Source organism: Bradyrhizobium sp. 137 (assembly GCF_023074095.1).
Lineage (GTDB): Bacteria > Pseudomonadota > Alphaproteobacteria > Rhizobiales > Xanthobacteraceae > Bradyrhizobium.
The window spans coordinates 19,203-44,228 of record NZ_JADPKU010000075.1 but is presented as its reverse complement, the minus strand read 5'-3'; the positions used below and the strand labels follow the sequence as shown (position 1 = coordinate 44,228).

Sequence of the window (25,026 nt, the reverse complement as noted above, 5' to 3'; positions counted from 1 at the left end):
TTCGTTTCCCCGAGGATCGAGCAAGGATAGGGGGTGTATGGCAGACGCGCGGCGGAGCGTTCATGTCGACGATCCAGCGCCACCCAAGAAGGCCCTTTTGCCCAATTTGCAGCGGGCCGCCACTCAGCTTCTCTGCTGTTCTCGACTTGGTCGCGGAATACTTGCCAGGCCTTGCCCCGCCGGCCAGGCGCAGCCAGCGACTACCGAAACAAGGTCGGTCGATTTCACCAGGACGCCTCACTGGGTTGAGCGACTGCCTTTCGCCGCTTTGCCACATCGCTGCGGCTCGGTCGACGTGTCCTGCCGTGATTTCCCTTGCGCGGCTGTTAGCGAACGCTTGCATGATCCGCCAGCGCGAAAACGCGCGCTGCAACTGGACATGAAAGCTCAGAACTGCGGATCTCGCCCTCGCTAACGCGAAGGTCGCCGAGCTTGACGCGGCCGGGGACTGCGACCGGGCGTGCATAGCGGCTCCGCGTCAGCGATAAATACTAAACGGATGACAAAGGAACTACGCCGCGAATTTCGATGCGGTTTTGAGCTCGCAAGCATGCGCCGAGATTTTCTGACGTCCCCATCCGCTCTGGACATTCCATCTTGCAGGACTGTCCCTCAAAGCCCCCTGGACACTCACGCACGCTCGGCAGCTCCTCTCAAATCCGCTTCCGAACCGATCCAGGCATGGCGATCCTTCGCTGGCTGGTTCAGGAGCCCGGCGAGCCTGAGGCCTTCAAGGACTCCTTCGAGCCGCTGTTCGCGAACGATTGCGGCTAGCAGCGAAACGGCCTCCTCCCGATCCACGGTGAAGCAGACGTCAGGCGCTCGCTCAACCAACAGGTCCAGCAAGGTCGGAAAGTCAGCGACGTGGTGGCGTAAGGTCGAGACCACATCATTCGCGAGATAGGTCGCCAAATCAGCATTCGGCGGCGCTTCAAAGTCCAAGTCGACCTCGGCGCGCTTCTCGATCGCATGTCGTATCAACTCGCCCTGCCGTCTTGCATTCATCGAGAGCATGAACACCGCATCCGCGAGCTTCTCGCGCGGCAAGCTTCTCAGTTCGGCTATGCGGGCCTGGATGTCGCGGACCAAACTCTCACGGCGTGCCTCTGCTCGCCGCGCGTTAGCGGCTGCCCTGCTCTTTTGTAATCGAACCATCGTCATGCTCTCCGGCCGATCATATATCCCGGCGATACAGGCGAATGAAAGTGCAAAATTGTGTGCTGCGTGCGCAGCCCGCCTGACGAACGCGCAGCCGGCGGTCGCGCGAAGGAGTCACAAAGCGCTAATTTCGTGATCCGCTCGTGCCTGTCTGTCTACAAGGCGCTCGATGGCACGTTCGTGGGGCCGGCGGCTATGGCGAAGCGAAGTCCTGATTCCAGCGTTCCGTTTGTAGGTGATAGGCAGCGTCGCGAGGCAGTGGCGGCAGGCGGATCGCCGCGAACTCCAAGAAGGACGAAACCGGCCAGATATTGGGGAAGAGAACCAGGATTGGTCGACAGATCCGAGGTGGACGAGCTAATGCCGCCAATGCGTTGCGCCCTGTTTCGGATCCGCTCGCTTTGCCTATCTCCGGGGCATATTATAGCGGAACCTGGCAAGGGCCCGCCCGGTAGATGGAAAGATCGGGACTCGATTGAATCAGATGAAATCTCAATTTCGCGCGTGATCTCGTTGTATCGCGAGAACGCCGCAGCCTGCCAATCAGCCGCTACCCCGAAGCTTTAACCAAATTTGAATAGCACACCGTAACCGCCACGTGGGTAGCTCCACTCGATATCGCCACTTTCTTCGCAGATCACCCGGCAGGTACCGCACTCGATACATCCGTCGACTGTCACCTCAACATGACCTTTATCGCTGAGCTCGTAGCACCGTGCAGGGCAGGCCTTCAGCATCGATAAGAGCCGCGAGGATGGTGTGGTGTGCGGCCGCACCTTGATATGGGCGCGGCCGGAATCAACGAGATAGCGGTTGTAGAACAGTTTGTCCTCGACACGTCGGGATGGCTCGCTCGGCATTGTTTCTGGCTCCGTCGTTCGTCGTTGTCTTTGGTTTGTGATCACCGCCAGGCCCGGGCAATGCGCAGGGCATCGCTGAACAGTCCACTCCACGACCGCGCCTTGATGAACGAGCTCAGCATCAGCTTCTCTTTCTCAAGCTTTGGTGTGCCGTCGACGCGCACGTAATCCTGCATCGCCTTGGAGAAGAGCTGCGGATATGTGAGAAAGAAGTTCTGCGAGTGGGTATGCATAAGTGCCGGCATATCCTTGTACTTCTTCAGGTCCTTGATCACGAACGAATCATTCAGCAGCTTTTTGTAAAGCGAAAGATTTTTGGCCGTCATCGGATCATTTCGCGATTTGATAAGGCAGATCGCTTCCGCGGCGATACGGCCCGACGTCATCGCCAGATTGGACCCCTCGCGATGGATGGCGTTGTTGAGCTGGGCGGCGTCTCCGACAACGACCCAGCCCTCACCACAAAGCTGCGGGATCGCCTTGTATCCACCTTCGGGGATCAAATGCGCGGAATATTCCTTTACTTCCGAACCCTCGATCAACGGCGCGACGGACGGGTGACGCTTGAAGCCCTCGAGCAGGCCGTAAGGCGTCTCGCCGGTACGCTGGAAGTCGGCAACAAGACAGCCGATACCGAGCGATATGCATTCCTTGTTGGAATAGATGAAGCCCATACCGGTCATGCCGCGGGAGATGGTTCCGGCGGCTTCGATGACGAGCCCCTCGTCGCCTTTGAGATTGAAGCGAGCATCGATTGTCTCGCGCGATAGGAAATGCATCTCCTTGACCGCGAGTGCGACCTTGTCCGGTTTCGGCCGCCCTCTTAAGCCCGCACCCGTCCCCAGCACTCCGTTCACCCCCTCGGCCAGCACGACGACATCTGCATGGATTTCACCTCCATCTCGGTCTGTGCGCACCCCGACGACCCTCCCATGGGAATCCTGGAGGAGCTCGGTCACCGTGGTCTCGCACAGCACCGTGGCGCCGGCCTCGCGGACCTTCTGGGAGAACCATTTATCGAACTGGGCGCGGATGATGGTGTAGCGGTTCGGCTTCTCCTCGTTGAAATCATCGGAGCGATAGTGAATCCCCGTGTGCGAACGCTCGTCGACGATCCAGAAGCGTTGCTCGACGAGATGCCGCTCAAGCGGTGCATCTTCTCGGAAATTCGGGATCAGCTTCTCCAGCATATCGGCATAGAGGATGGCGCCTTGCACGTTCTTCGACCCCGAATACTCGCCGCGCTCCAGCTGCAGCACTTTTAGGCCCCGTTCGGCCATGATCAGCGCTGCCGCATTCCCGCCCATGCCAGCACCGACGACGATCGCGTCGAATCTTTCCTCGATCATAACAAGCTCCCCTATCCAGCGATGCGGTCGTGCGAGTGCGGCGACAGCTGCGCGCGGAATGCAGAGGTCAATGCGGGCAACAGTCGAATGGCGTCGGTGACGATGCCGATATGGGCGAAGTCGAAGATCGGAGCGTTCTTGTCGGTGTTGATGGCAACGATGAGGTCGCCCCCCTCCACGCCAACGCGATGCTGGATCGCGCCGGAAATACCGGCCGCGATATAGAGCTTTGGCCGAATGGTTTTCCCGGTCTGGCCGATTTGTCGGTCCGAGGTGACCCAGCCCTTCTGGACCAGCGGCCGCGAGCAGCCATATTCGGCGCCAAGCACGTCCGCGAGCTGCTGTACCAGTTGGAAGTTCTCAGGCGACCCCAGACCGAGCCCCCCAGCGACGACCACGTCGGCATAGGCAAGGTTGGACTTTTTAGAATCGCGGTCTGGCAGGAACGACAGCACTTTTGTGACGATATCTTCTTCTACAAGCCCGAGCGGATGCGAGATGACGCGCCAGACCGCGCCGGTCATGCGCTCGGGCATCGGCATCACGCGCGGACGGACGGTTGCCATCTGTGGACGGTAGTTCAGTGTGTAGATCGTGCACAATAGTGAGCCGCCAAACGTCGGCCGGGTCGCTGCAAGCGAGCCGTCGGCATCGACATCGAGCTCGGTGCAGTCGGCAGTTAGGCCGGTGAGCAGTGTGGTGGCCACTGAACCGGCGAGATCGCGGCCGAGTGTAGTTGCCCCTAGCAGTAGGATTTCCGGCTTGTACGTATTGACCAGCTCTGACAGGGCCTTGGTGTAGGATTCATTGCGATAATCGGCCAAGAGATCATCCGCGACGATATAGGCGAGGTCGGCGCCGTAGCAGAAGGATTCGGCGACCGCCTGCTGCGTTGTCTCCCCGACTGGGCCGATGACAACCGCGGCGAGGTCAACGTTGAGCTTGTCGGCAAGCCGTCGGCCGGCACCCATCAGCTCCCAGGAGACGGGGTGTACTATCCCGCGTTCCTGCTCGATGAAGACCCAGACGTGCTTATACGCTTTGAATCGTTCGGGCAGCTCCCTCTTGGTCGCCGCGCGACCACCACCCGCGGCCGGAGCTGCGCTTTTGGGTGCGGTGCTCATCATCTGTACTCCCATCCGTGTTCAGTAGCGGCTCGCCAGCGAAGCGTGCTCCGCCTCCAGCTTTGACTTCGCGGGTGAAGATTGCTTCAGTTAACGTTCGGCCGCGTGCCCGCCTTCATTTTGTCAACACCGCCTGGCAGCAGCGCGGGGCCGAGACACCCATTGCTGGACTTTTGTCGACAAGCCCGGAAGCACGCGCTTCGGGCTCTTTCCGGGTTCGGCATTCTGGGGCCACCATTTGGCAACTAGTGAGGCACGCAACCGCGCGGTCACGCGAGCCGATCGATTGGTCCCCCTCATCTTCGAGATGCAACCGAGCTGGAACAGATCGAGGACCTACCAGAGGCTCGGCTGGTGCCATTGTCGGCCGCGAGCTTGCCGGTGAAAACGCGATCCATTACTCTGAATGCCCTCGCAATCTTGCCGATTGCAGCGACACGCCCGCAACTCCTGGCGAGGGCACGAGGGCCGGCGGTGAAGCCGCCCGTCAACGGCGCCGCGCGGCCGGCGCTGGAGAGCAAGGGGTCCCCCCGGGAAGTCTCGGCCATAGATCGGCCAACGGGAGTGATTTCGTCGACGAATCTTTGGCGCGGATCAAGCGCAGCTTTCAGCTCAGCCAGGCCGGAATATGCAACCATCGCTTTGGCGTCGTGACGCATCATGATGCCGACAGGCAGCGCGCGCGAAACTGCGTGGCGTCCAAAACAAACTCGATGCGGACCAAGATGTGCATTCGCTTCTCCAGACTAGCTGAGCATATGTCAGCAATTGTCGTACCAATTGCGCAGACGATGAAAATTGACCGCCAATACAGAATCATACTGAAGGAAATCGGATTGGCAGCCTCTCACGAGGATCGGAACATTCGAAACCGTGCTGACCCGTGTCCGGAATGCGACAGAAGACAGTCATCCGAACCTTGCTGCGCTTTCCTCGCCAAATATGCGCTCCCCGCTGCCGGCGTACCATTGCAGGAGATAGCTGCACCATGAGACCAGCTTGAAACGACGGAAATATCCGGGCTGAGCCGTGATTACCTTAAGGAGCCGAGTGTCCAAGCTGCGGATCCGCGAGGCCGTAACTGCAACTTGGGTCGTTGGCAGGTTCTCTGAACCTTCACGCTCCAGAGCACGAGATATAAACTCAATTCACTCCAAAGAACCGAGCTGCACCAATGCTGGATGCTTGTTCGGTTGTGGTGCGGCCGCATCCTTCAGGACCTTGAACACGCGCTGTTCGATCGGGGAGGACGTGACGAAGTCGGCATAGGCGCGCTCAAGCGTGGCCTTGCAACGCGAGACGATGTCAGGATCTGATGCACCGGTAAACTCCTCGCCGGCGAGATATTGACCCATGCGACGCAGGATATGAAGCCGCGCCACGTCGATGATTTTCGCATCGTACTCGACGCCGAGCAGTGCAAAAAACTCCTCTGCCGCCGAGGCCTTGTTCAATTGCGAAAGGATCCCGTCCGTCGTCATTTTCAACCTCCATTAGATCCGCGCCGAGAAACCGTCCTGGCTCGAATGGTCCAACCTGATCGCGCGATGCGCACGATCTGGCGCGACATTCACGAGAGATCGCTCGTCAACCGAGGGCGATCGGGTGGTCAGCCATGCCACCACCGTTTTCTGGGAAACTGGGCCTTTGTGCTCGATGGCATGCTTGCTGACGCGCGCGAGAATGGTTTCGGTTTGCTCGGCGGTGACCGAAACCTGCAACTCGGACAAGAGCGAAGTGATAGCGGCAAGGCCTGAATGCTTGCCGATCACAATGCGGTGGGAGCGGCCGAGTAACTCCGGGTCGAGCGCTTGGTAGGTGGGCCGGTCTTTTTGAGAGCCCACGTGGATGCCGGGTTTATGGGTAACGACATGCTCGTCGACAATCGCCTTGTTGAGCGCAATGGTGCGGCACGCTGCGGCTGCAACGGCGGCCGCGAGCTTTTCCAGTTCAGATACCAGCACGCCGGTATCACGGCCGTAGAGCTGCCTATCTGCGACGGCAACTTCCTCCAGCGGCGCATTGCCGGCTCGCTCGCCCAGTCCAATGACCGTCACAGAGGCGTGCGTCCCACCGGCCTTGATCGGCGCCAGCGTATTAGCCGTCGCTAGCCCAAGATCGTCATGGCCGTCGAATTCGAGCTCGAGATCGGTGCTGGCGCGCAGTGCGGCCACGAGCGCGAAGGACGCGTCGGGATCGAGCACGCTCAGCGTATCTGCGACACGAAAGCGCCGCGCGCCGGCCGCCTTGGCGATTGCGATCAGGTCGATCAGGAAGTTGACATCGGCACGCGAGGAGTCTTCGCCCTCCACCGCGACATACAGTCCCTTGTTGCGAGCATAGGCCACGACGCGCATCACCCGCTCCAGCGCGGCCAAGCGGCCGCCACCGAGTTCGCTGCAATCTGCACGTCGGACGATGGAATCGAAAGGCTGACCATCGAAACACCGGCCTCGATCGCCGCATCGACGTCCGCGGGTTTCATCCGGCACCAGCCGATGATCGTGGCCGCAAGGCCCGCTTCGGCGACCGCTCGGATCGCGGTAATCTCTTCCTGACCCATCGCCGGCGTTCCGGCCTCGATCTCCGTGACTCCGGCCGCGGCCAGCGCACGCGCGATCGAGACCTTTTCCGGTGTCGTGAAGGCCACGCCGGGTGTCTGTTCGCCGTCGCGCAAGGTGGTGTCGTTAAGGACTATGGACCTCGACCGATCTTTGTCGGGCCCGGTGATTGCGGCGGCGAACGCCATCAGCGGCTCCGTATGTTTATTCCGGAAGCTGTTCAGCAACTGCTGTGCCAACCCGCTCGAATTCCCAAGAACCTGTGAATGACGCCGAATTTCAGATTAGTCGGGTGTGTCGCAAATCCGACAGGGTGGAAACGGCGGAGCGCCAGGTTCGGTGCGTTTGCGACCGAGCTGAAGGCAGGCGCCGAGCTTGGAAGCTTGCTAGCCGGCCAACGGTTCGGGCCTCACCTCAAGCTACAGCACTTCGGGGAAGGCGCGTGCATTCCGGCGCTTATCGAAGAAGATTTTTGAGCCATCGGGTTCGGTCCAACCACAAGTCGGTGTTCGTAAAGAAATTCAGCGGGGCGCGATCAAGAGGCGGATGTTGGCGTCGATCGTCGCGTCAACATAGAACATCTCGGCGGTAAATGTGACGGTCGCCTCCGCCAGTTATCAAGCCGCGATCATCAGGCGCCGCCGCGTCCTGCTTAGGCCGCCTGCGCGAAGTTGTTTGTGTCTTTTCAAACCCGTCTCGTCATGTGACAGCTAGCCGAAAGCTCGTCCGATACACCGGGACTCGCGCCTGGAGGGGGCATCCATTATGAGCTCAGTCTTGCGAACTTGGGATGGCTTGGACTGAGTCATCGAGACGACGCAGATGATCCCGCCGGCGTCCGGCCATCCGGCTCTCCCCGCTCTCCTCGCCGAAGCAAAGATCAAAATCATTGCATTCCGTGCAGACCGGCGTGGTACACATCACCAGACCGTCATCTTCGCATAGCGTGCGATAGAAGAAGCGCTTCCAGCGCATGTTCTTGGTGTTCCGAGCCGCCAGCGGCTCGAAATGGCGCATCAGGAGGCGGGACAATTCGTCCCGCTCCCGCAGACCGAGATCTTCCCACAGGTGATTAGGCTCCATGGCGCGCCGCGCGATCATCGTCGCGAGCCAACCGCCGACCTCGCCATGAGTGGAACGTTGCGCAAGCAGGAGGTCGCGCACCATAATCGTCTCGTCAGGAGCCGGTAACGCGGACTGTTCGCGCCAGGTACAACTCCTGACTGGGGTGGATGGGAAGTATTGCACCAAGAGCGCATCGAGCTCCTGGTTAGTCAAGCCAGCCCGTTCGGGAAGTTGGCCGCCATCCATAGCGGATGCGGCGAGAACGCAAGCGAGCACATGGCGATCGAAATCGTCATCGTCGCTGATGTCGACTTCTGTTGGATGGCGCCCGGTCAGAAGCCCGTAGAGCTCACTTGCGTCGCGCTGCTCGGCGATGTGAGCTGCTGATACAGGAGATGACATCGTATCGGCCAATTTGCTTTGTGTGCCAATCATGAAGGTCCCCCAGCTTCTGAGTGGACGATGTCGGCCTTCCCCGGTCGAGAAGGCCGACAACATCAACTATGCCGAAACAGCGGCGAGCTCGGCGGCGGTCTTGCCGACCAGGCTCTCGTCGACAGGCTTGATGATGCCGTGCTCCATGAGCATATCCTCGAGCTCGTCCATGCTGATTGGCGTCGGGATGGCGCCTTGTCCTGCATTATTGTGGATCTTGGTCGCGAGATTGCGATAGTGATCCGCCTGCTTGGACTCTGGCGCGTATTCCAGCACAGTCATGCGGCGCAGCTCCGCGTGCTGCACGACATTGTCTCGTGGCACGAAGTAGATCAGCCGGCTGCCGAGCTTCTTGGCAAGAGCATCTGCCAGCTCCAGCTCCTTGTCCGTCTGCCGCTCGTTGCAGATCAGGCCGCCGAGGCGCACGCCGCCGGAATTCGCATACTTCAGAATACCCTTGGAGATGTTGTTGGCGGCATACATCGCCATCATCTCGCCGGACATCACGATGTAGATTTCCTGTGCCTTGTTCTCGCGGATAGGCATCGCGAAGCCACCGCAGACAACGTCGCCGAGCACGTCGTAAGAGACATAGTCGATGTCCTCATAGGCGCCATTCTCCTCCAGAAAGTTGATCGAAGTGATCACGCCTCTTCCGGCGCACCCCACCCCCGGCTCTGGACCGCCGGACTCGACGCATCGAATGTCCTTGTAGCCGAGCTTGATGACGTCCTCGATTTCGAGGTCCTCAACGCTGCCGGCATTCGCCGCCAGACTCAGAATGGTGTCCTGCGCTTTGGCGTGCAGGATGAGGCGAGTCGAGTCCGCTTTGGGATCACAGCCAACGATGAGAATCCTTTGACCCAGCTCAGCAAGAGCCGCCAGCGTATTTTGCGACGTTGTCGATTTACCGATGCCACCCTTGCCATAAAACGCGATTTGTCTCAGCGAAGACATGTTGCTCTCCATCAACCGATTGCCAATTTTTCGCGCGGAACGCGCGAGGCTGTTTCTCTCTCTCAGAAACGTGGGCACACGGGTTTCGGGAAGGAGGCCATCGCTCGCCATCGGCGTCGGCGTGCCCTCAGCCCTCACTCGTTGTTGCTGCATCCAGTTAGCAACTGGCGTGCCATTCGTTCGCACGCGCGTTAAGCATCTGACTAGGCTCGACTAATAGCGCAGCGTCCGAGACTGGATGCTGTGGCGGACCCGACAGCGGCAAGAGCTCTGAGACAAACCCGACAAAGCCGGCGCGTGGATTCCACTACGAGTGCCGGGCGAAAGAGCGCGGAACGGGGAATGCCGGGCCAAGTCAATTGAGGACCATCCGGTGCAGATGGGGTTCGAGGACACGCCAGCATCAAAGGCGAATGTTCCACGACCGGCATGATGGGTACTTGCCGGCAGATGGGTGGCATATCGCTTGCTTTGCCAGTCGCGGAACGCTGTTTCCGTGTAACGCGATGTTGTGAGGACAATATGCCTGGAATTGGAAGTAAGTTGCCGCCGTTCGACATCACAGGCGTGAAGCCCGGCTTTCACCTGCAAGAGGAGAACGGGCAGAGCGCCTTCGAGACGCTGACTGAGAGGAGTTTCCCCGGAAAATGGAAAGTCATCTTTTTTTACCCGAAGGATTTCACATTCGTCTGCCCAACCGAAATCGCTGAGTTTGCTCGCCTGTCCAAGCATTTCGCCGATCGCGATGCAGTCGTGCTTGGTGGCTCGACCGATAACGAGTTCTGCAAGCTCGCCTGGCGGCGTGAGCACAAGGATCTGCACCGTCTATCGATCTGGCAGTTTGCCGACACCAAGGGCGCACTGGTCGATGGCCTTGGAGTGCGATCGCGTGATGGCATCGCGCATCGCTACACCTTCATCGTCGATCCTGAGAACACGATCCAGCATGTCTATGCGACAAGCCTCAATGTCGGCCGCAGCCCGACTGACACGTTACGCGTTCTGGATGCGATACAGACTGATGAGCTCTGCCCTTGCAACCGCGAAATCGGCGGCGACACGCTTAAAATTGCCTGAGGCAACATATCGAAAGTGCAGCAAGGAGCAGCTCCCGCATTCGAAGGACGTCAGATTCAATCGTTTGTGGGATACGAGATGAGACGATCTTACCGCAAATGCGGCCTGCTGCTAGCGAGTGCGGCCCGCAATTCAATTCTCATTGCCGACATGGAGTCTGCCGCGGCCGCCGCGCTGTCCGCGCGCGGCACTCGCGGCGGCGAAATCGACGGTCTCGATGATAACGATGAACAATGTTCACAACTGCTTTGCTCACCTCACAACAAATCCCGCATACAAGAGGATGCCGGCGCGGCTCCGCATGAACATACAAAATGCTTGTACGCTTCTGCGCCTGCTGTCTGCACATCTCCTGCCGGACTACCTATGTTGTCGCCGTAGGCCGGATCGCGGCTATTCCCTTCTTTCTGCGGCTTGCCGGCCGGCAGCATCATCAGAGCGATCTGCGTCAGCCGCCGGCCGCTAATGCTGTAGGCCGACGATGTCGGCCCCCCGGACTCGGAAAAATGGTGCCAAGCTCCCTGTTGGGGGCAACTAGGTTCCAGTCGCCGCGCCTCGAGAAGTATCGAGGCAGAGGGAGATGGCTCAGCGCCGAATGACGTCTACCGGGCGAGATGATGATCCGCCGGCACGCTTGCGGACCGTATTTTCCCAGCTCAGTAAATGTAAGCCGCTCAGCAAACCGGTCAGCTCGTTCATCGCGCGAGCTGCCCCTCGGGCGCAGGGACCTGAAAAGATCAGGTGGCCCGAGGGTCGTAAGCCGCCTGGCCGTCTCGATCATCACGCCGGTCAATTTCCGAACATTCACGCGTATCTCAGCGCTGGTGACCCAAGCCAATCCCCAAGGTACGTGCTTTCTGTCTTAGAGAGCCCTCGGATCGCTTCATAAGCTTTGAAACCCTAGCTACAGGGGTGCGGGCCTTTGAGTGCGCTTTGAGCAGCTTGACGTCATCCTTACTATACTCTTTGCGCTTGGTGCTTTTTGCCACGTGTTCTCCGATTTCGCTTTGCACATTTGCCTGCAGCGTCTTGTTTTGGCGAAGACGCAACTGCTTCCCATTACCATATCAATGGTCATCGACAACTATTCAAGCGGATTTTTCTCTTCGAGATAAGACTGGAACTACACGCGAATTTGTCCTCTGTCCTCTGGATCTTTATCCGCGTGACAAACCCGATTTTCGACGTGCACGTCAGCCCCTTCAACATGGAAGCAAGCCATAGAGAAGGGACGCTCGATGCGTCTTCGAAAAACAACTCGAAAAGCGCTTCTTGCTTGAATGCGCCGACTTCACTCACCAATTTCGTAGTATGATATTTCCAGGCGCCAATACTATTGATGGAGTAGCGCGGATCGGCCGGGACAGTCGCACTGCCTCACTTTGCGCGCGCATCAACGGGCCTTCACGGCAAGTGCACGGCGTTACCGCGCGAAGAGCAAACGTCTTCTCCTATTTTCTCAAGTCCTGCGGACTTAAGGGCGAGTACTCACAAAGCCAAATCTTGCAATGCCTGACCGTTACTCCTCGTCAGCTGATCGAGCACGGTTCGCTCATCCCCATTTGATCTACCGCAGTATCCTTGGATTAATAAGCCACGTTGAGATACCCAGGCAATTCCGCCCTCAGCGAACACTTCTGCGAGACCATCGCCTGCCCCCGTCACATGGACCCGATGAACGAGCGAGCGACCTGATCGTGATATTTCCCGGGCCGGGCACTACGGCATGGCAAGCAACCCGCGGGCCTAGCCGTCCTGTGTGAGCTTGGCACCGGAAGGCGATTGCTTGATCATGACTTGCCAGAGCGCTTGGCCAGCACAATGCCGGCGGCGCGGTGTGGATCATTCGTGATCTGTACACAGCGATCTCCACTGTTGAGCAGATGCAGGTCGAACTTTCCAAGCCGGCGGAACGGACTCTGCGTCATGTCGGACGCCTCGCAAGAAGGCAAGATGTGGAACTTTCTGCCGGAGCGTCAGGCAGGGCTCAGAGGCTGTATCAATAGCGGCGAGCGTCTGCTCGATCTCTGTCAAGTCGCCTTCGAGCACCATCTCCACAATCCTTATTGCCAGAACAAACGTTCAGGGTCGGCGTTCAGAACCGCTGTCGCCAAGCCAAGCCGTTGATGGGTCGAATGCCACTCCCAGACGCCCTTGCGGTGATCTTTGCGGAGCAGCTGCCATGCCGCCCCAGTCCTATCGTGGTGCAGCAGCGCGACGTCGACGAGGTCGCCCTCCGCATTGATATTGCCTGAGCAGCACGGGCTCTCGACCAGATAGCCGCCAGCAACCGCTGTCACCTTTGGCGAGACATATCGGTAGTGCTCGCGCTTCGTCAGCGCGCGCACGATCCGCCACCGGTCGAGCTCGTTGGGATGCGCAGGCAATCCGGAATGATGTCGTCTGATGATTGCGGCGTTCATTGCGCGATATCCTAGACTGCAGAGATTTCTGCCTCGAGGCAGCCAACCACCAAGTGCTTGCCGAAGTCGACCATATAAATGGGTAGGTTCGCTTCCGTATGGCGACCGACCTGGACGATCTCACCAATGTACCCGACGCTGACCAGACACTCTTCCGCCGACGCGCCGGGAAAGGAACCGTCGTTGTGCAGATCGATTGCCGCCTTGACACGTTGGCCTGACCGGTATTTTGGCGATCTTGGTTCGATCATTGGGGTGCCGCTCCTGGCAAGAACGGCTCCTCGCCTTCGTGGCTTGGCGTGACTAGATCGAGCTCCTTGCATTTCATGCCGACGCGATTGCCGGAGCCGAGGAATTCGACTCCATAGATATAAAATTGTTGCAGGAACGTGCCGATCGAGATGACATAGCCAAGCTCGCCTTTCTTGACCAGAACCTCACCGATGTCCTTGCCCACATAGGTGCCGTCGTTACGGATGGTGCGGTTGGCCCGCACGTTGTCACCATAATCAAAGAAGGGGGCGTCCGTCAGCTCGACGATGTCACTGTCACGGGCGATGTTGCTCATGCTGCCGTCCCTGTTCCATAGTTCAAATTGTACCGCGCCTTGCAGGCGCCCGGCCTTACGGACCACCCTATCATGATGCTCGATCAACCCCCTCCATTCCCGCACGGCGGCGCTTGCGATCACGGATTGCATGAGCCTGTCGGGATCCCGGTGCAGCAACATCAACGCCCGCAACCTAAACTCCAGATGCTCGAGACTATCGTGAGCCCATGGTTGATGTTGAAGAAGCCATCGACGCGGCACGCGCGTCTGCCATCGAGGGAGTCGTGCTTGAGCCGGCGGCGAGGCGCGTGCTTCAGCGCGGGATGCGCACAGCCGACAGAGTCGACCTGATTACCCCGGCAACCGATGGCATTGTGGACGTCATCACTCACGGTCCCGCCCATACGCTCGAGCGTGCCCAACAACACCTTGGCGCCAGCCTTGTCCGCGGGACAAAGCCCCAGCAGTCGCCCGACAGCTGCCGTCCTTCCCGAGTTGCCCGAGGCGCATCTGCAAGTCGGCAATATGCGTTGAGCGAGAACAGGAAGACCCACACGAGGTGCTCTCATAGCAGCCGAATTCCGGCTTGGTGGCGCCCACCGCACCGGTGGCAGGAAATTCGTTTCCGCATCACGTGATCGGGTGCGAACGCCTTGGCGTGGCGCAGGTGTACTTTCTGCACTTTCATCGAGGTGATAGGATAGCCCTGTCGCCCTGGGATGATGCTCGGCCGGCTCGACACCGTGCGACCAAGACAGGACTCGGCGAGGACGTCCTCTTTCGGATGACCAACTGAAGAAGGCCTCGGGCATGAATGTCGCCTCATCAACAATGGCTGCAGGTGCCTGGATTGATGTCGCGGAAGACGCGTCCGCTCTTCGTGGGCCCATCGGCGAAATCGATCCTCCACGCTCAAGACGGAGGCCTTGGGGCCGACAGGAATAGCTCGACGCGCTCCCGCCGACGTGCGCGTCGCCAGAATATGACTTGGCAACTTGCGAAAACGTTTGCGACCAGGGCGAGCCGTCCACCTGGTCAGAGAAGGCGAAAGCTGCGACCGGCGCCTCGTCAAGGCGGAGCATCATCCGCCCGAGTTTCTGAACCTTTAGTGTCGTAGTGACATCCATCGTAGCCCTCAAGCAGGCTCCTGGTGACGCGGCAGTGCCGTGTCGAGCACGCATGTATTGTCAACCGGGCAAACCGCCACGCATTGCGGCTCATCAAAGTAGGCGGCGCACTCGGTGCATTTCTCAGGATCGATCAGGAAAACGCCGGCTCGCTCGGAAATAGCGAAGTTCGGGCACTGCGTTTCGCACGCCGAACAGCCCGTGCATTGCGAGGCGATGATCTTGAACGGCATTGTCTGAACCCATCCTCTCAGGCGGCGGAAATCAGCGCATTGCGGTGGACCGCCGGATCGACCCGCTCAATGTGCTTGATCTTCCCCTCATTGACTTTATCGAGATAGAGTTTGAACCAGGCGATCGCCGAGCCATCAATGAACTCGTAGGCATACTGATCGACCGGTTCGATTCCGGCCTTGATCAATTCGGCCTTCGGGCAGCCGCCGATCTTTGACACGAACACGGCATGACAATCGTTGATGGCGCCGATGGCGATTTCGAGCTTGCTGTCCTCGCCATGGCCGCCCTGGCAATAGGGATGAATAGGACGATGACCAACGAATTTTGCGCCTGAAGTCGAGAGCTCGTAGATCTGGAACTCCTTGGCATGACCGAAGTGCTGGTTGATCAATCCCGAGCCCTTGGTTGCAACCGCCACCAGCACCTTGATTTCGCTGGACGCGCTGGCGAGCCCCGCAACCTGCTCCTGCTTGGCCGCAAGCTTTGCAATGCGCGCCTTCTCGACTTTGGCCTGATACTCCTTTCGGGCCTGCTCATCATATTTGATGTCCATGGCCATGATCTTTTCCATGGTGAACTCCGCGCCGCGGTCCTCCCCGAGTAGTCCGACGGCGTCGGCGCGGCACTGGCGACAGTGACGCATCATGTTCATCTCTCTTTCGCAGCTATCCTGCAATGCTGTCACTTCCTGTGCGGTCGGGCCGCGTTGCCCGCTGAGACCGAACACGGTGCCGTGCTCGGGCGACGATATCAGCGGCATCACGTTATGCAGGAAGGCGCCGCGCGACTTCACGGCCTTGTTAACCTCAACCAGATGCTGATCGTTAATCCCGGGAATCATCACCGAGTTGACTTTGCAAAGGATGCCGCGCGCGGTGAGCATCTCCAGGCCCTGGAGCTGCCGATTGCTGAGGATGCTTGCAGCTTCAATGCCTGTGTAGCGCTTGTGGCGGTAAAAGATCCAGGGATAGATCTTTGCGCCAATATCGGGATCGATCATGTTGATCGTGATCGTCACGTGATCGACCTTGAGTCTTGCGATCGTGTCGACATGATCAGCTAGCGCCAGGCCGTTCGTCGAGAGGCACAGCTTGAGATCTGGCGCGAGTTTATTGACGAGCTCGAACGTCTTGAATGTCTTGTCCGGATTCGCCAGGGGGTCGCCAGGGCCAGCAACGCCGACCACGCTCATCTGAGGGATCGCGGAAGCGACCGCCAGCACCTTCTTGGCGGCCTGCTCCGGCGTCAACTTCTCGCTGACAATGCCGGGGCGCGATTCGTTGGCGCAATCGTATTTACGATTGCAGTAATTGCACTGAATATTGCAGGCGGGCGCGACCGCGACATGCATGCGGGCATAATGGTGGTGCGCCTCCTCGCTGTAGCAGGGATGGTTCTTCACCTTTTCCCAGACCTCATTTGGCACATTGCCGATGCCGGCCTGAGATCCGCAGCTCGCCTTGCCGCTTCCACCGACCGTACCGCAGCTCTTGTGCTTAGCCATGACTTGCATGGTCTCGCTGATCTCGCCGCCGCCGCAGGATACCTGGTGTTGCGCTGAACTACTCATTTTTCCAATTCTCTTCGCAAGTCGAATCCTTCCAGGCAAGCATCCCCAGAATCGTTTCTGAAAAGCCAAGAGCAACTGGCGTGCCATACCTGCCACAAACGAATTTTTGGTTCGCTTCAAGCAGTTAGATAACGCCTGCTCGAATGTCCGTTTTATCAACTCATGTTGGAAAGCTGACAGAAATTGCGATCACAAGAGCGCTGGCCGCGCTATGATGACGGCGGGTACGCTGCTTCATCTATGCCCTTGGGCCAAGAGCATGGCGGCTGGTGTCGTTGAAAGTTGATCTTGTCGCCGAAATGTGACGCGTATGCAAAGCACAATCCGCAAAAGACGTTTCCGGACGCTTTGAAGGACAACTTGAACCGGCGATCCTACGTAGATGCAGACAAGAAGCAGCCCCCTGTTGCCGACCTATGTCGTGAAGATCACGCGGGCCCCTGCCCTGATACTCCGGAAGGCATTGTCGGGGTGAAGAGAAACGCGAGTGGCCAGGGTGCCGACGGCCATGAATTGGACCGTGCGTCCAAACGTTGGTTGGCATCTCGAAAAGGTCGTGCGGGTTTGGACGCCGATCAGATTCGTAAGGCTGCAGCCGCCTCGGTCGACATCGCACGAACTGCCGTCCAACAACTACACTACGTCGCTGACGTCTCGGTATCCAGCCAGCCGATCCTGCTCTTCAGGAAACGCAGGCCCAGCACCAACAAGCTGGCGTGCTCCCTGTTGTCCTTGCCATAGCCGTGGCCGCCGGCGGCATGCTCGTAGAAATAAGCCTCATAGCCCATCGCCTGCAGCTTCGCTGCCATTTTGCGCGCATGTCCGGGATGGACGCGATCGTCCCGCCGCCTGGTGGCCATCAGGATCGGTGGATAGGACTGCCCGGGTCTTGCGGCATGATAGGCAGAATAGGTCTTCAGCCACTCCCACTCCCCAGCGTTGTCGGGATCGCCATATTCGGCGAGCCAGTTCGCCCCGGCGAGCAATTTGGTGTAGCGGCGCATGTCGATCAGCGGGACGGTGCAGAACAGTGCGCCAAAGAGCCCGGGATATCGCGTGAGCATGTTGGTAATGAGGATGCCGCCGTTCGATCCACTCTCGGCCCCGATCCGCTTGGCCTGTGTCACGCCGCGCTTAACGAGATCGGCGGCGACGGCTGCGAAATCGTCATGCGACAATCTCTTGCCGGCCAGCCGGCCGGCGTCGTGCCAGCGCGTGCCGAACTCACCGCCGCCGCGCAAATTTGCCTGAACCGTGGTGCCGCCGCATTCAAGCCAAAGCTTACCGAGCGCGGAATTGTAATACGGTTTCACGGAGATCCCAAACCCGCCATATCCGCTCAGATGGACCGGCGCGTTGCCGGTCTGTCTGACCGGGCCGGTCTGTAGGTAGGGAATTCGCTCACCGTCGATCGAGATGGCCTCGTGCCGCGTGACCACGCAGTGCTCCGCGGCAAACGTCTTCGGCGCCTGCTTCAGCACGGCGGGACTGCCAACGCCCCGCTCCATCAGGATGAGGGACGGCGGGGTGAGCGGATCCTCGACGTGAGCCAGCAAGTCGCCATTGCTCTCGGACGGATTGCGATCGAGAGACCAGATGTCGACCACGCCAAGATCAGGAAGCCCGCCCAATTGCTCGCGGATCCAGCCATGATCGGATGGCGTGCAGATCTCGAAGACTGGCCGGAGTTCGTCGAGAATACAAAGCACAACTTTGCCCGCACTCCAAAAGAAGCTCTGCAGCGCACGGCGCGGCCCCGGCTCGAAGAGAATCTCGAACTGGCGGCTGCCCGCCAGGAATGCCGGCAGCGGGATGACGAGCACCGTATCCGCGGCATAGGTCTGCCCTGCCACAGACCAGGATTCGCGCGGCTTCAGGGCAAGCCAGTTGCGATGCGACCGCATCCAGATGTTACTTGGCAAGTCGAGCCTCGTCTTGGCGCCCGTTTCATCGCCCAGCCAGACCACGCAATTGGAGACGTCTGTCGCATCGAGGAACCAGATCCTGGGCGGCACGACAGTGTCGTCAACACTGCAACCGACGGACACATGAGCGGCCTTGGCCTCAAAGATCACTGCCGCTTTGTCAACATGCGTACCACGCCGCCACAGCCTCACCGTGCGCGCATAGCCGGTGGTCGCGGCCATGCCATCGCCATGGGAGCTTAACAACACCAGCGTATCGGAATCGAGCCATACGCCGCTGCCTTTGGCTTCCGGCAAGATAAAGCCATCGTGGATGAAGAGCTTCGTGTCTGAATCGAATTCACGCAAAGTGACGGCATCGCTTCCGCCGCGCGATAGACTCAAGATCCATCGCGAGTGATTTCCAGGCGGTGCGGCCGTGGCGTTCAGAAGCCAGTCTTTGCCTTCGCTGACGGCAAGTTGATCGAGGTCCAGCAGAATGTCCCATGACGGCTTCAGCGTGCGATACTCTTTCAGAGTGGTTCGCCGCCAGAGGCCGCGTGGATTAGTGGCGTCCCTCCACAGATTGTAGAGATACCCGCCGCGCCGGCTGACATAGGGGATATTGTCAGGTCGGTCGTAAATCGCTGTCAGCGCATCTCCGTCTCGTTCGGCTGCGGGTCCGCCAAACACCTCCAGGGTTCTGCTATTCTGCCGCTCGACGAAGTTCAGCGCCCGCGCGCCTTCGATCTGTTCCAACCATAGATAGGGATCATCGTCAGGAGCGGAGGGCGTTGGCCTTCCAGTTCGCGCGCCATCGACGCTCCTTGTCTGACCATGCTTCATTTACAACCTTAGTCTTGACGCGTAGTTCGACTGATTCAAGGATTTGCATCGCGAACGTTGCATCAAGATTTGCAAGCTACGAGCTGGCCCGAGATTCAATCCTCTCGAAACTGAATCTTGCGGAGTTGCAGCAATTGGCCTGACGCTGTTAAGATGTGCGGAATGCAACGACCGGGCTGGCGATGTCAGCACAATGGGCCCTCGCGAGGGCCTTCCCACCAACGCCATCTCGCTGGCCCAACGCCTCAGTGCTGGCCTAGGCCGAGATATTGCGTGTGGCACCGCGCGTCGGCGCCTTCTTGGTTCCCAAGAATGCTTCGAACGCTTCCGGAGTCATCGGCACGCTCGGCTGGAACCTTCGGTCACGCCAAGCCAAAGCCAGAGAATGATGTGGCCTTCCTCGCAGGGGCCAAACCGCTCCGCCAAGAATAGCTTCCGCATCCGCCGGTTTGGCGAGGTTCTGTGGAGTCGCAGCATTCATCATTCGGTTGCTTCGCCGCCGCGCTTCTTGGCGTTGATAGTGATTGGAAGGATGGTGTCACTCGCCATCGCGGGTAGGTCGAGCACCCAGCCATTCGCGATTCGAATCCAACCACCCCACAGCGTCTCGTGCTCACATTCGACAATCGACTCCTCAAGATCCTTCTTGGGCACATAAATCGAAAGTCCCGTCTCGGGCGAACGGCGAATCATGACCTTCATAGGAGCTCCGCAAGTTGTGATCTCTCGCCCGCGCGCTCCTGACACGCACGCCACAAGGCTCTCTGTTTGGCATTGATGTCCGCCAGGACTTGCAGGACACGATCGATCTCATCCGCCGCCGTCTCGCGCGACAGCGAGAAGCGAACCGCACCGCGCAAAAAGGCCGGTGGTACTCTCATCGCGCGCAGGACATGGGACGGCTCCATCGAGCCGGACGCGCAGGCTGAACCGAGTGAGACGGCAATTCCGTTGCGGTTCAGGTGGTCGACGATGGCCTCTGCTTCGAGATGCTCGAATGCAATGTTAGACGTATTTGGCAAGCGGTTCTTGATATGACCAAGCACGATGCAACAGCCGAGAGCGAGAATGCCTTGCTCCAGCCGGTCGCGAAGGACGCCAATCTGCATCTGCTCTTGTACGAGGTGTGCCGCAGCGAGTTCCGCCGCCTTGCCGAGCCCAATAATGCCCGGAACGTTTTGGGTGCCAGCGCGGCGATGCCGCTCCTGTGCGCCGCCGAAGATCAGCGGTCGGAACTTGATGTCCTTGCGCACATACAGCGCGCCGATCCCCTTCGGACCATGGAGCTTATGGCCGGAGAGCGACAGCATGTCGATGTCCGTAGTCTTCAGGTCAATCGGAATCCGCCCGACCGCCTGGACCGCGTCGGTGTGAAAGAGCGCGCCGACTGAGCGCGCCATCCTGGCGAGGGATTTCACCGGAAAGATCGTACCGGTCTCATTATTGGCCCACATGACCGAGGCGATTGACGTGCGCCTCGACAATGCGTTGCGATAAGCCTCGATGTTCAATCGGCCGCTTGCATCGACCGGAATGACATGGGTCTTGATTCCTCGTCGGCCCAGCTCCTCGGCAAGGGACAGCACGGCTGGATGCTCAACGGCCGTTGTGACGATCTCGTCGCGCCCCTCCTGCACGGCAAGCGCGGACAGGATCGCTGTGTTGTCGGATTCAGTCGCGCCCGACGTGAAGACGATCTCCTGATCGAATGCCGCGCCAACGAGGGCCTGCAGCTTCTGGCGCGCTTGCTTCAATGCGGGCGCAACCTCAATGCCGAATACATGCGCGGACGACGCATTGCCGAATTGCCCAGAGAAGAACGGCAGCATTGCCGCGACCACCAAAGGATGGGCACGGGTCGTCGCGTTGTTATCCAGGTAGATCTGCCGCACGGACTGTCCGCTCTGCACTTAAGGCCCCACTTTGGCAGCTCCGGGGAGCGGGATCAGGCGGACGAACTCGCCGAGCCGCTCGATCAGGCGCGCTTGAATGGCCGCGAGCGTCGTTCCCGCAAGCTTGCATAACATGCAGGCGCCGGTGAGCCTGACCATGATCTTGTTGCCTTCGATTTCGACGAGCTCACAATCCCCACGATCACGCCTGAGCCTTGGCCGACTCTCATCGAGCACGGCGCGGACAATCCGCTCGCGATCGGAAGGCTCTGCAGTCGAAGATTGCTTCGTTCGTTCAGCCTTCAGGCCCATGTTCGATGCTCCTTCCATTGCGAATGGTCCGAAGGCGGCTCAGCTGAACGATTTGCCGCAGGAGCAGCTCGATTTGGCATTTGGGTTATCGAAGCGGAACCCTGATCCTTCGAGCGACACCACGAAATCGATCGTGGTGCCGTTGAGATGCGCCCGGCTCGCCTTGTCGACGAAGACTTTGATCCCGTCTTGCTCGAACACGGGCTCATCGGAGACCGGCTCATGGGCAAGACCCATTTTGTATGTGAACCCTTGGCAACCGCCGCCTTCGACCATGACCCGCAAACCGCTTGCCGGCTGGGCTGTCGAGGAGATTGCGGCCTTCAGTGCGTTGATGGCGCTATCCGTTAGGTTGATCATTTCTGGCTCGCTCTCAGTTTCTGTCGCGAGGCACAATTCGCAAATCCCATGCCAGTCGAGATGCAGCTGAAATCAATTGGTTTTGCAGGCGGCGACCATACGATTTGCGACCCTGTCGGCTTTGCGACAGGCGGTTTTCCGGCGTCCCGACCTCATCCGGCCGAGACCTCGTGATGGTGCCGGCACGTATTCATGCACATTGCGCCAAGCCGCCGCTTACGCTGTGCGTCGCTGCAGACATAGGCGCACGGCAAACAACTTGCATAGGGTTAGCGGACACGCCGCGTTCGGCGATGAATGTACACGACAGATTGAGGAGCCTTCCATGACGTCGATCGACAACACCGCTCTTGGCCAGTTGGACAAGGAGGGGCGGTTGCTGAATGCGGTGCTTAAGAGCGAGACAACGAAGTCGGGGCGATTTGGATTTCGGGGCGACATCGCGCTGAAGTTCCAAGCCCAGCTCGCCGACGAAAAACGACCGCCGGACTATTCCATCGAACAAGTTCTTGCAATCGCGCAGGAAGGCGAACCGACCATCCCAGTCCTTGCCGGATATCTGCATTCCTTCGCCTATCTACCTCAGGCCGCAAAGGTTCTGGATGGCAGGCTGAGCCCCAAAGGCAGCTATTTCATGTTCTGCAACAACATTGATCTGCTCGCGAAGTACCGCACTAAGATAGGCGACATCACCTTCCGCATTCTGCCTTGCGACGAATCAACTGTATGGAAGGAGATGATGGACCTCGCCGGCGTCGACAAGAATGACATCAAGAAGCTCGGTACGGCCGGTAGGCTCGACTACTTGCTCGACGCGGCCAAGGACATCGGTGGATCATACACGGAAATTTCATACGAGGACGGCCTGGCCAAAATGGAGCCGGTGAAGAACAGAAGCGAAAACCGCCCCGTCTGAGGCATCGCCTCAGACCCTCTCTCTCGCCAGCTCGACGAGTATGCCGCAGAGAGAGTCACTGCACCCGCTTCGCCGGGACTGGCTCTGACAAGCCCTGGTGCCTACCTTTCGGGAGAGAACACACCGCCACTCTGCTAAGCGTGTGTTGGTCAAGAGCACTGTCGTCAATTGCACCGAGGAGCGGCTGGCCGCGACGGTCCGGCTGACCGCATCCATGGGGATCCGGACATTCCAGTGCTCATCGGTTCATGATCGCGGTCACATTTCAGAGGGCGGATCGACGATGTATGGATCGGCTTTCGCGCTGTGCGCCAGGCCTTTGCCAGCCTGCGTGGCGCAGAGATGTCGCGCGTCGATGCTCGCCAGCCGACAGTTGTCGACGAGCTGCGCCCATGGACGATGGAAACCGACCCGGGGATTGGGTAACGCGCAGGTTGCATCGCTCGAGAGAACCCAGCGAGCCAGCGTCGAGCGGTTTGCCTCGTACATGCAGTTCCGCAGAGCCTCAAAATGCGACGGCGGGGTGCCGGTCGATCGAGCCAAGCCAAGCGATAGCTGAGCAGACTTGGCCGCACGTCCTCAATGATGTGAGAACGAAGCGAAGCTATGCAGAATGCCGCAACCGAAGCTGTCCCAGGACCTGTACCTAAATAGCGCCAGGTGATTCCCTCTCCTGCGAGTTTTTGATTCGGGGGCGAGAGAATGCGCGCGGGTTTGTTTTGGCTGAATGATTGGCAATGGGGACGTATCGAGCCTCATCTGCCGACGGGACTGACGGGGCCGGATCGGGACGACGACCCGGGATCATTCACACGCTGCAGTCGGGTGCGCGATGGGGCGACTGCCCGCGTGAATACGACCCTTACACGACCGTCTACAATCGCTTCAACCGCGGGGCCAAGCGCGGGCGATGGTGCGCAATCTTCGAAGCGCTGGCCAAGCCCGGCGAAGACGGCGTCGTGCTGTCGCTCGACTCGACCTCGATTAAAGCTCACCGGTGTGCCTCCGGCGGAAAAGGGGGGAGCACAATCAAGCAATCGGCCGCGCGCGCGGAGGCCGCACGACAAAAATCCATGCGCTGAGCGATCCGCTCTGCCGGCCGGTCGTGCTGCATCTGACCCGAGGCCAGAATGCCGATATCGCGGCGGCGCCCGATGTTCTGGCGCTCGGGCGGCCCATGAGCGCGCTCCTCGCTGACAAAGGGTATGACGGCGTCGACCTTCGCGGCGAAATTGTTCGTCGCGGCGCCCGTCATCCCTAACAAATCCAACCGCGTTGTCATCCATCGCTTCAACAAACGCGCCTACAAAGGCCGAAAGTCATCGAGCGCTGTTTTTGCAGGCTCAAAGACTTCCGCCGCATCGCCACCCGATACGACAAGCTGGCCGGGAATTTCTTGGCCACTGTTCATCTCGCCGCTCTCGTCGCATATTAGCTCAATTGAGTCTGGCACCTTCGGCGCCTGCCGGTAGGGCAGCATGCTTCCTAGCCGCGCCGTCAGTTCCATCAGCTCCGGTGTCGCTCGATCGGGACAAATTTCCTTCGGCGGCGGAAAGCACCGACCATCCCTGGACGGCATTCCCGGCACAGCATCCGGGGATTGCGAACCTCAACGGTGCCGCAGACGGTTCGGATCGGGCGTGTCGTGTAGTCCTTGACGCGGTCGGAACGTATGGCACTCCGGGCAAACCCGGCGAAGAAGGGCATACGTCTCCGCCTCATGATTCACGACCGCGTTCTGCAGCGCTGCCATGATCTTCTTGCTATCGCCGATCGACAAGCCGATGTCGCCGTCGAATAGGCTCTCCCAGCTCTTGTCTATGCGGACCTCCTTCCGGCATGTTTCACCAAATTCGTTCCGGCCCTCGATCGTAAGCGTCCATTCCACCGCCATCGCTTTGTCTCAAAACGATGCTGATGGACTGCTCGAGCCTAACAACCCGTGTTTGACCCCAGAGAAGTTACCGGTCTCCTCACGACCGACCGCGCATGACCGGGCGTCAATGTGGATCGCTACTCCTTCATTGCAATGGACTTGCACCATCTACTCCTTGCCGGTCTCCCGGCCCACCTTGTTCCGACCCCTTCAGGGGCTCAGCTCGTTCGGCTTGGCCGATCACCCCGATCAAAGCATCGACATAAGCGTCAAATGCGGCTTCACTCTGAGCTGTCCAGTCGGGCATCGCCGGGCGCTTCCCTGATCACGAAGCAACACCCTAACAAATCCGCGCCAGCGCGAATCCACCCGCATCCGCGACTTTCTGACTCAGTAAGACTAGGCGCCCGCCGCCACGTGCGGGCGA

23 protein-coding genes and 2 pseudogenes are annotated in these 25,026 nt (G+C 59.4%); 3 read left to right on the top strand and 22 right to left on the bottom strand.

Translation table 11 applies throughout. The features are described from left to right. Positions 1 to 630 precede the first annotated feature (630 nt). The 8 genes and pseudogenes from IVA78_RS23315 to nifH form a co-directional block, all read right to left on the bottom strand. Positions 631 to 1,161, bottom strand: a complete 531-nt coding sequence (locus tag IVA78_RS23315) for a hypothetical protein (RefSeq protein ID WP_247468143.1) — start codon at positions 1,159 to 1,161, stop codon at positions 631 to 633. 560 nt (positions 1,162 to 1,721) lie between these two features. Next, the gene (locus IVA78_RS23310; protein WP_247279062.1) at positions 1,722 to 2,018 is read right to left on the bottom strand and encodes a ferredoxin family protein; all 297 of its coding nucleotides are present in this window, start codon (positions 2,016 to 2,018) and stop codon (positions 1,722 to 1,724) included. 41 nt (positions 2,019 to 2,059) lie between these two features. After that, positions 2,060 to 3,367 carry an FAD-dependent monooxygenase gene (locus IVA78_RS23305; RefSeq protein WP_247279061.1) on the bottom strand — a complete coding sequence of 436 codons (1,308 nt, stop codon included), beginning with the start codon at positions 3,365 to 3,367 and terminating at the stop codon, positions 2,060 to 2,062. A gap of 11 nt (positions 3,368 to 3,378) precedes the next feature. Further along, on the bottom strand, positions 3,379 to 4,491 hold the full coding sequence (locus IVA78_RS23300) for an electron transfer flavoprotein subunit alpha/FixB family protein (RefSeq protein ID WP_247459020.1): 1,113 nt from the start codon (positions 4,489 to 4,491) through the stop codon (positions 3,379 to 3,381). A gap of 1,148 nt (positions 4,492 to 5,639) precedes the next feature. Next, positions 5,640 to 5,972 (bottom strand): nitrogenase stabilizing/protective protein NifW, encoded by a 333-nt coding sequence (gene nifW / locus IVA78_RS23295; protein WP_247468141.1) that lies wholly within the window; start codon positions 5,970 to 5,972, stop codon positions 5,640 to 5,642. Positions 5,973 to 6,104: 132 nt separating this feature from the next. Then, positions 6,105 to 7,240 (bottom strand): annotated as a pseudogene (locus tag IVA78_RS23290) (homocitrate synthase); the annotation flags it as partial. 583 nt (positions 7,241 to 7,823) lie between these two features. Continuing rightward, complete coding sequence (locus tag IVA78_RS23285) at positions 7,824 to 8,519, bottom strand: nitrogen fixation protein NifQ (RefSeq protein ID WP_247468177.1); 696 nt, start codon at positions 8,517 to 8,519, stop codon at positions 7,824 to 7,826. A 99-nt stretch (positions 8,520 to 8,618) separates the two neighbouring features. Continuing rightward, positions 8,619 to 9,509 carry a nitrogenase iron protein gene (gene nifH / locus IVA78_RS23280; protein WP_026233535.1) on the bottom strand — a complete coding sequence of 297 codons (891 nt, stop codon included), beginning with the start codon at positions 9,507 to 9,509 and terminating at the stop codon, positions 8,619 to 8,621. A 522-nt stretch (positions 9,510 to 10,031) separates the two neighbouring features. On the opposite strand from nifH, the gene IVA78_RS23275 reads away from it, so the two are divergent. Further along, entirely contained in the window at positions 10,032 to 10,586 is a 555-nt protein-coding gene (locus IVA78_RS23275; protein WP_247279058.1) for a peroxiredoxin, read from the top strand. Between the two features lie 815 nt (positions 10,587 to 11,401). Here the strand turns inward: IVA78_RS23275 and IVA78_RS23270 are convergent. The 12 genes from IVA78_RS23270 to IVA78_RS23215 all read right to left on the bottom strand — a co-directional run bounded on the left by IVA78_RS23270 (position 11,402) and on the right by IVA78_RS23215 (position 21,807). Then, positions 11,402 to 11,599: a hypothetical protein gene (locus IVA78_RS23270; RefSeq protein WP_247419259.1), complete on the bottom strand. Its 198-nt coding sequence runs from the start codon at positions 11,597 to 11,599 to the stop codon at positions 11,402 to 11,404. A 777-nt stretch (positions 11,600 to 12,376) separates the two neighbouring features. Next, on the bottom strand, positions 12,377 to 12,514 hold the full coding sequence (locus IVA78_RS23265; protein WP_247468137.1) for a hypothetical protein: 138 nt from the start codon (positions 12,512 to 12,514) through the stop codon (positions 12,377 to 12,379). A 135-nt stretch (positions 12,515 to 12,649) separates the two neighbouring features. Continuing rightward, positions 12,650 to 13,009, bottom strand: a complete 360-nt coding sequence (locus IVA78_RS23260) for a hypothetical protein (RefSeq protein WP_247279055.1) — start codon at positions 13,007 to 13,009, stop codon at positions 12,650 to 12,652. A gap of 11 nt (positions 13,010 to 13,020) precedes the next feature. After that, positions 13,021 to 13,260: a nitrogen fixation protein NifZ gene (locus IVA78_RS23255; RefSeq protein ID WP_247468134.1), complete on the bottom strand. Its 240-nt coding sequence runs from the start codon at positions 13,258 to 13,260 to the stop codon at positions 13,021 to 13,023. Continuing rightward, positions 13,257 to 13,577: a nitrogen fixation protein NifZ gene (locus IVA78_RS23250; RefSeq protein ID WP_247468174.1), complete on the bottom strand. Its 321-nt coding sequence runs from the start codon at positions 13,575 to 13,577 to the stop codon at positions 13,257 to 13,259. The genes IVA78_RS23255 and IVA78_RS23250 overlap by 4 nt, the downstream gene beginning before the upstream one ends. 1,117 nt (positions 13,578 to 14,694) lie before the next feature. Then, positions 14,695 to 14,919, bottom strand: a complete 225-nt coding sequence (locus IVA78_RS23245) for a 4Fe-4S binding protein (RefSeq protein WP_247297545.1) — start codon at positions 14,917 to 14,919, stop codon at positions 14,695 to 14,697. A 17-nt stretch (positions 14,920 to 14,936) separates the two neighbouring features. Beyond that, positions 14,937 to 16,493 (bottom strand): nitrogenase cofactor biosynthesis protein NifB, encoded by a 1,557-nt coding sequence (gene nifB / locus IVA78_RS23240; RefSeq protein ID WP_247468171.1) that lies wholly within the window; start codon positions 16,491 to 16,493, stop codon positions 14,937 to 14,939. Between the two features lie 638 nt (positions 16,494 to 17,131). Next, positions 17,132 to 19,243, bottom strand: a complete 2,112-nt coding sequence (locus tag IVA78_RS23235) for a prolyl oligopeptidase family serine peptidase (protein ID WP_247468132.1) — start codon at positions 19,241 to 19,243, stop codon at positions 17,132 to 17,134. 480 nt (positions 19,244 to 19,723) lie between these two features. Further along, positions 19,724 to 19,945: a putative nitrogen fixation protein NifT gene (gene nifT / locus IVA78_RS23230; RefSeq protein WP_247279050.1), complete on the bottom strand. Its 222-nt coding sequence runs from the start codon at positions 19,943 to 19,945 to the stop codon at positions 19,724 to 19,726. Beyond that, entirely contained in the window at positions 19,942 to 21,135 is a 1,194-nt protein-coding gene (gene nifS, locus IVA78_RS23225; RefSeq protein ID WP_247468131.1) for a cysteine desulfurase NifS, read from the bottom strand. Before nifS ends, nifT begins: the two co-directional genes overlap by 4 nt. Before the next feature lie 18 nt (positions 21,136 to 21,153). After that, positions 21,154 to 21,447 (bottom strand): NifU family protein, encoded by a 294-nt coding sequence (locus tag IVA78_RS23220; protein WP_247468129.1) that lies wholly within the window; start codon positions 21,445 to 21,447, stop codon positions 21,154 to 21,156. Positions 21,448 to 21,486: 39 nt separating this feature from the next. Next, the gene (locus IVA78_RS23215; RefSeq protein ID WP_247279072.1) at positions 21,487 to 21,807 is read right to left on the bottom strand and encodes an iron-sulfur cluster assembly accessory protein; all 321 of its coding nucleotides are present in this window, start codon (positions 21,805 to 21,807) and stop codon (positions 21,487 to 21,489) included. Between the two features lie 325 nt (positions 21,808 to 22,132). Here IVA78_RS23215 and IVA78_RS23210 point away from each other — a divergent pair, with 325 nt between their 5' ends. Continuing rightward, positions 22,133 to 22,723, top strand: coding sequence for a hypothetical protein (locus IVA78_RS23210; protein WP_247334070.1), 591 nt, complete (start codon positions 22,133 to 22,135; stop codon positions 22,721 to 22,723). Between the two features lie 258 nt (positions 22,724 to 22,981). Here IVA78_RS23210 and IVA78_RS23205 read toward each other — a convergent pair whose 3' ends face one another. Continuing rightward, positions 22,982 to 23,212, bottom strand: a complete 231-nt coding sequence (locus IVA78_RS23205; protein WP_247297526.1) for a hypothetical protein — start codon at positions 23,210 to 23,212, stop codon at positions 22,982 to 22,984. 194 nt (positions 23,213 to 23,406) lie between these two features. Between IVA78_RS23205 and IVA78_RS23200 the strand changes: the two are divergent. Beyond that, a pseudogene (locus tag IVA78_RS23200) lies at positions 23,407 to 24,158 on the top strand (IS5 family transposase). Positions 24,159 to 24,332: 174 nt separating this feature from the next. Here IVA78_RS23200 and IVA78_RS23195 read toward each other — a convergent pair. After that, positions 24,333 to 24,617, bottom strand: coding sequence for a hypothetical protein (locus IVA78_RS23195; RefSeq protein WP_247334074.1), 285 nt, complete (start codon positions 24,615 to 24,617; stop codon positions 24,333 to 24,335). Between the last annotated feature and the right edge of the window lie 409 nt (positions 24,618 to 25,026).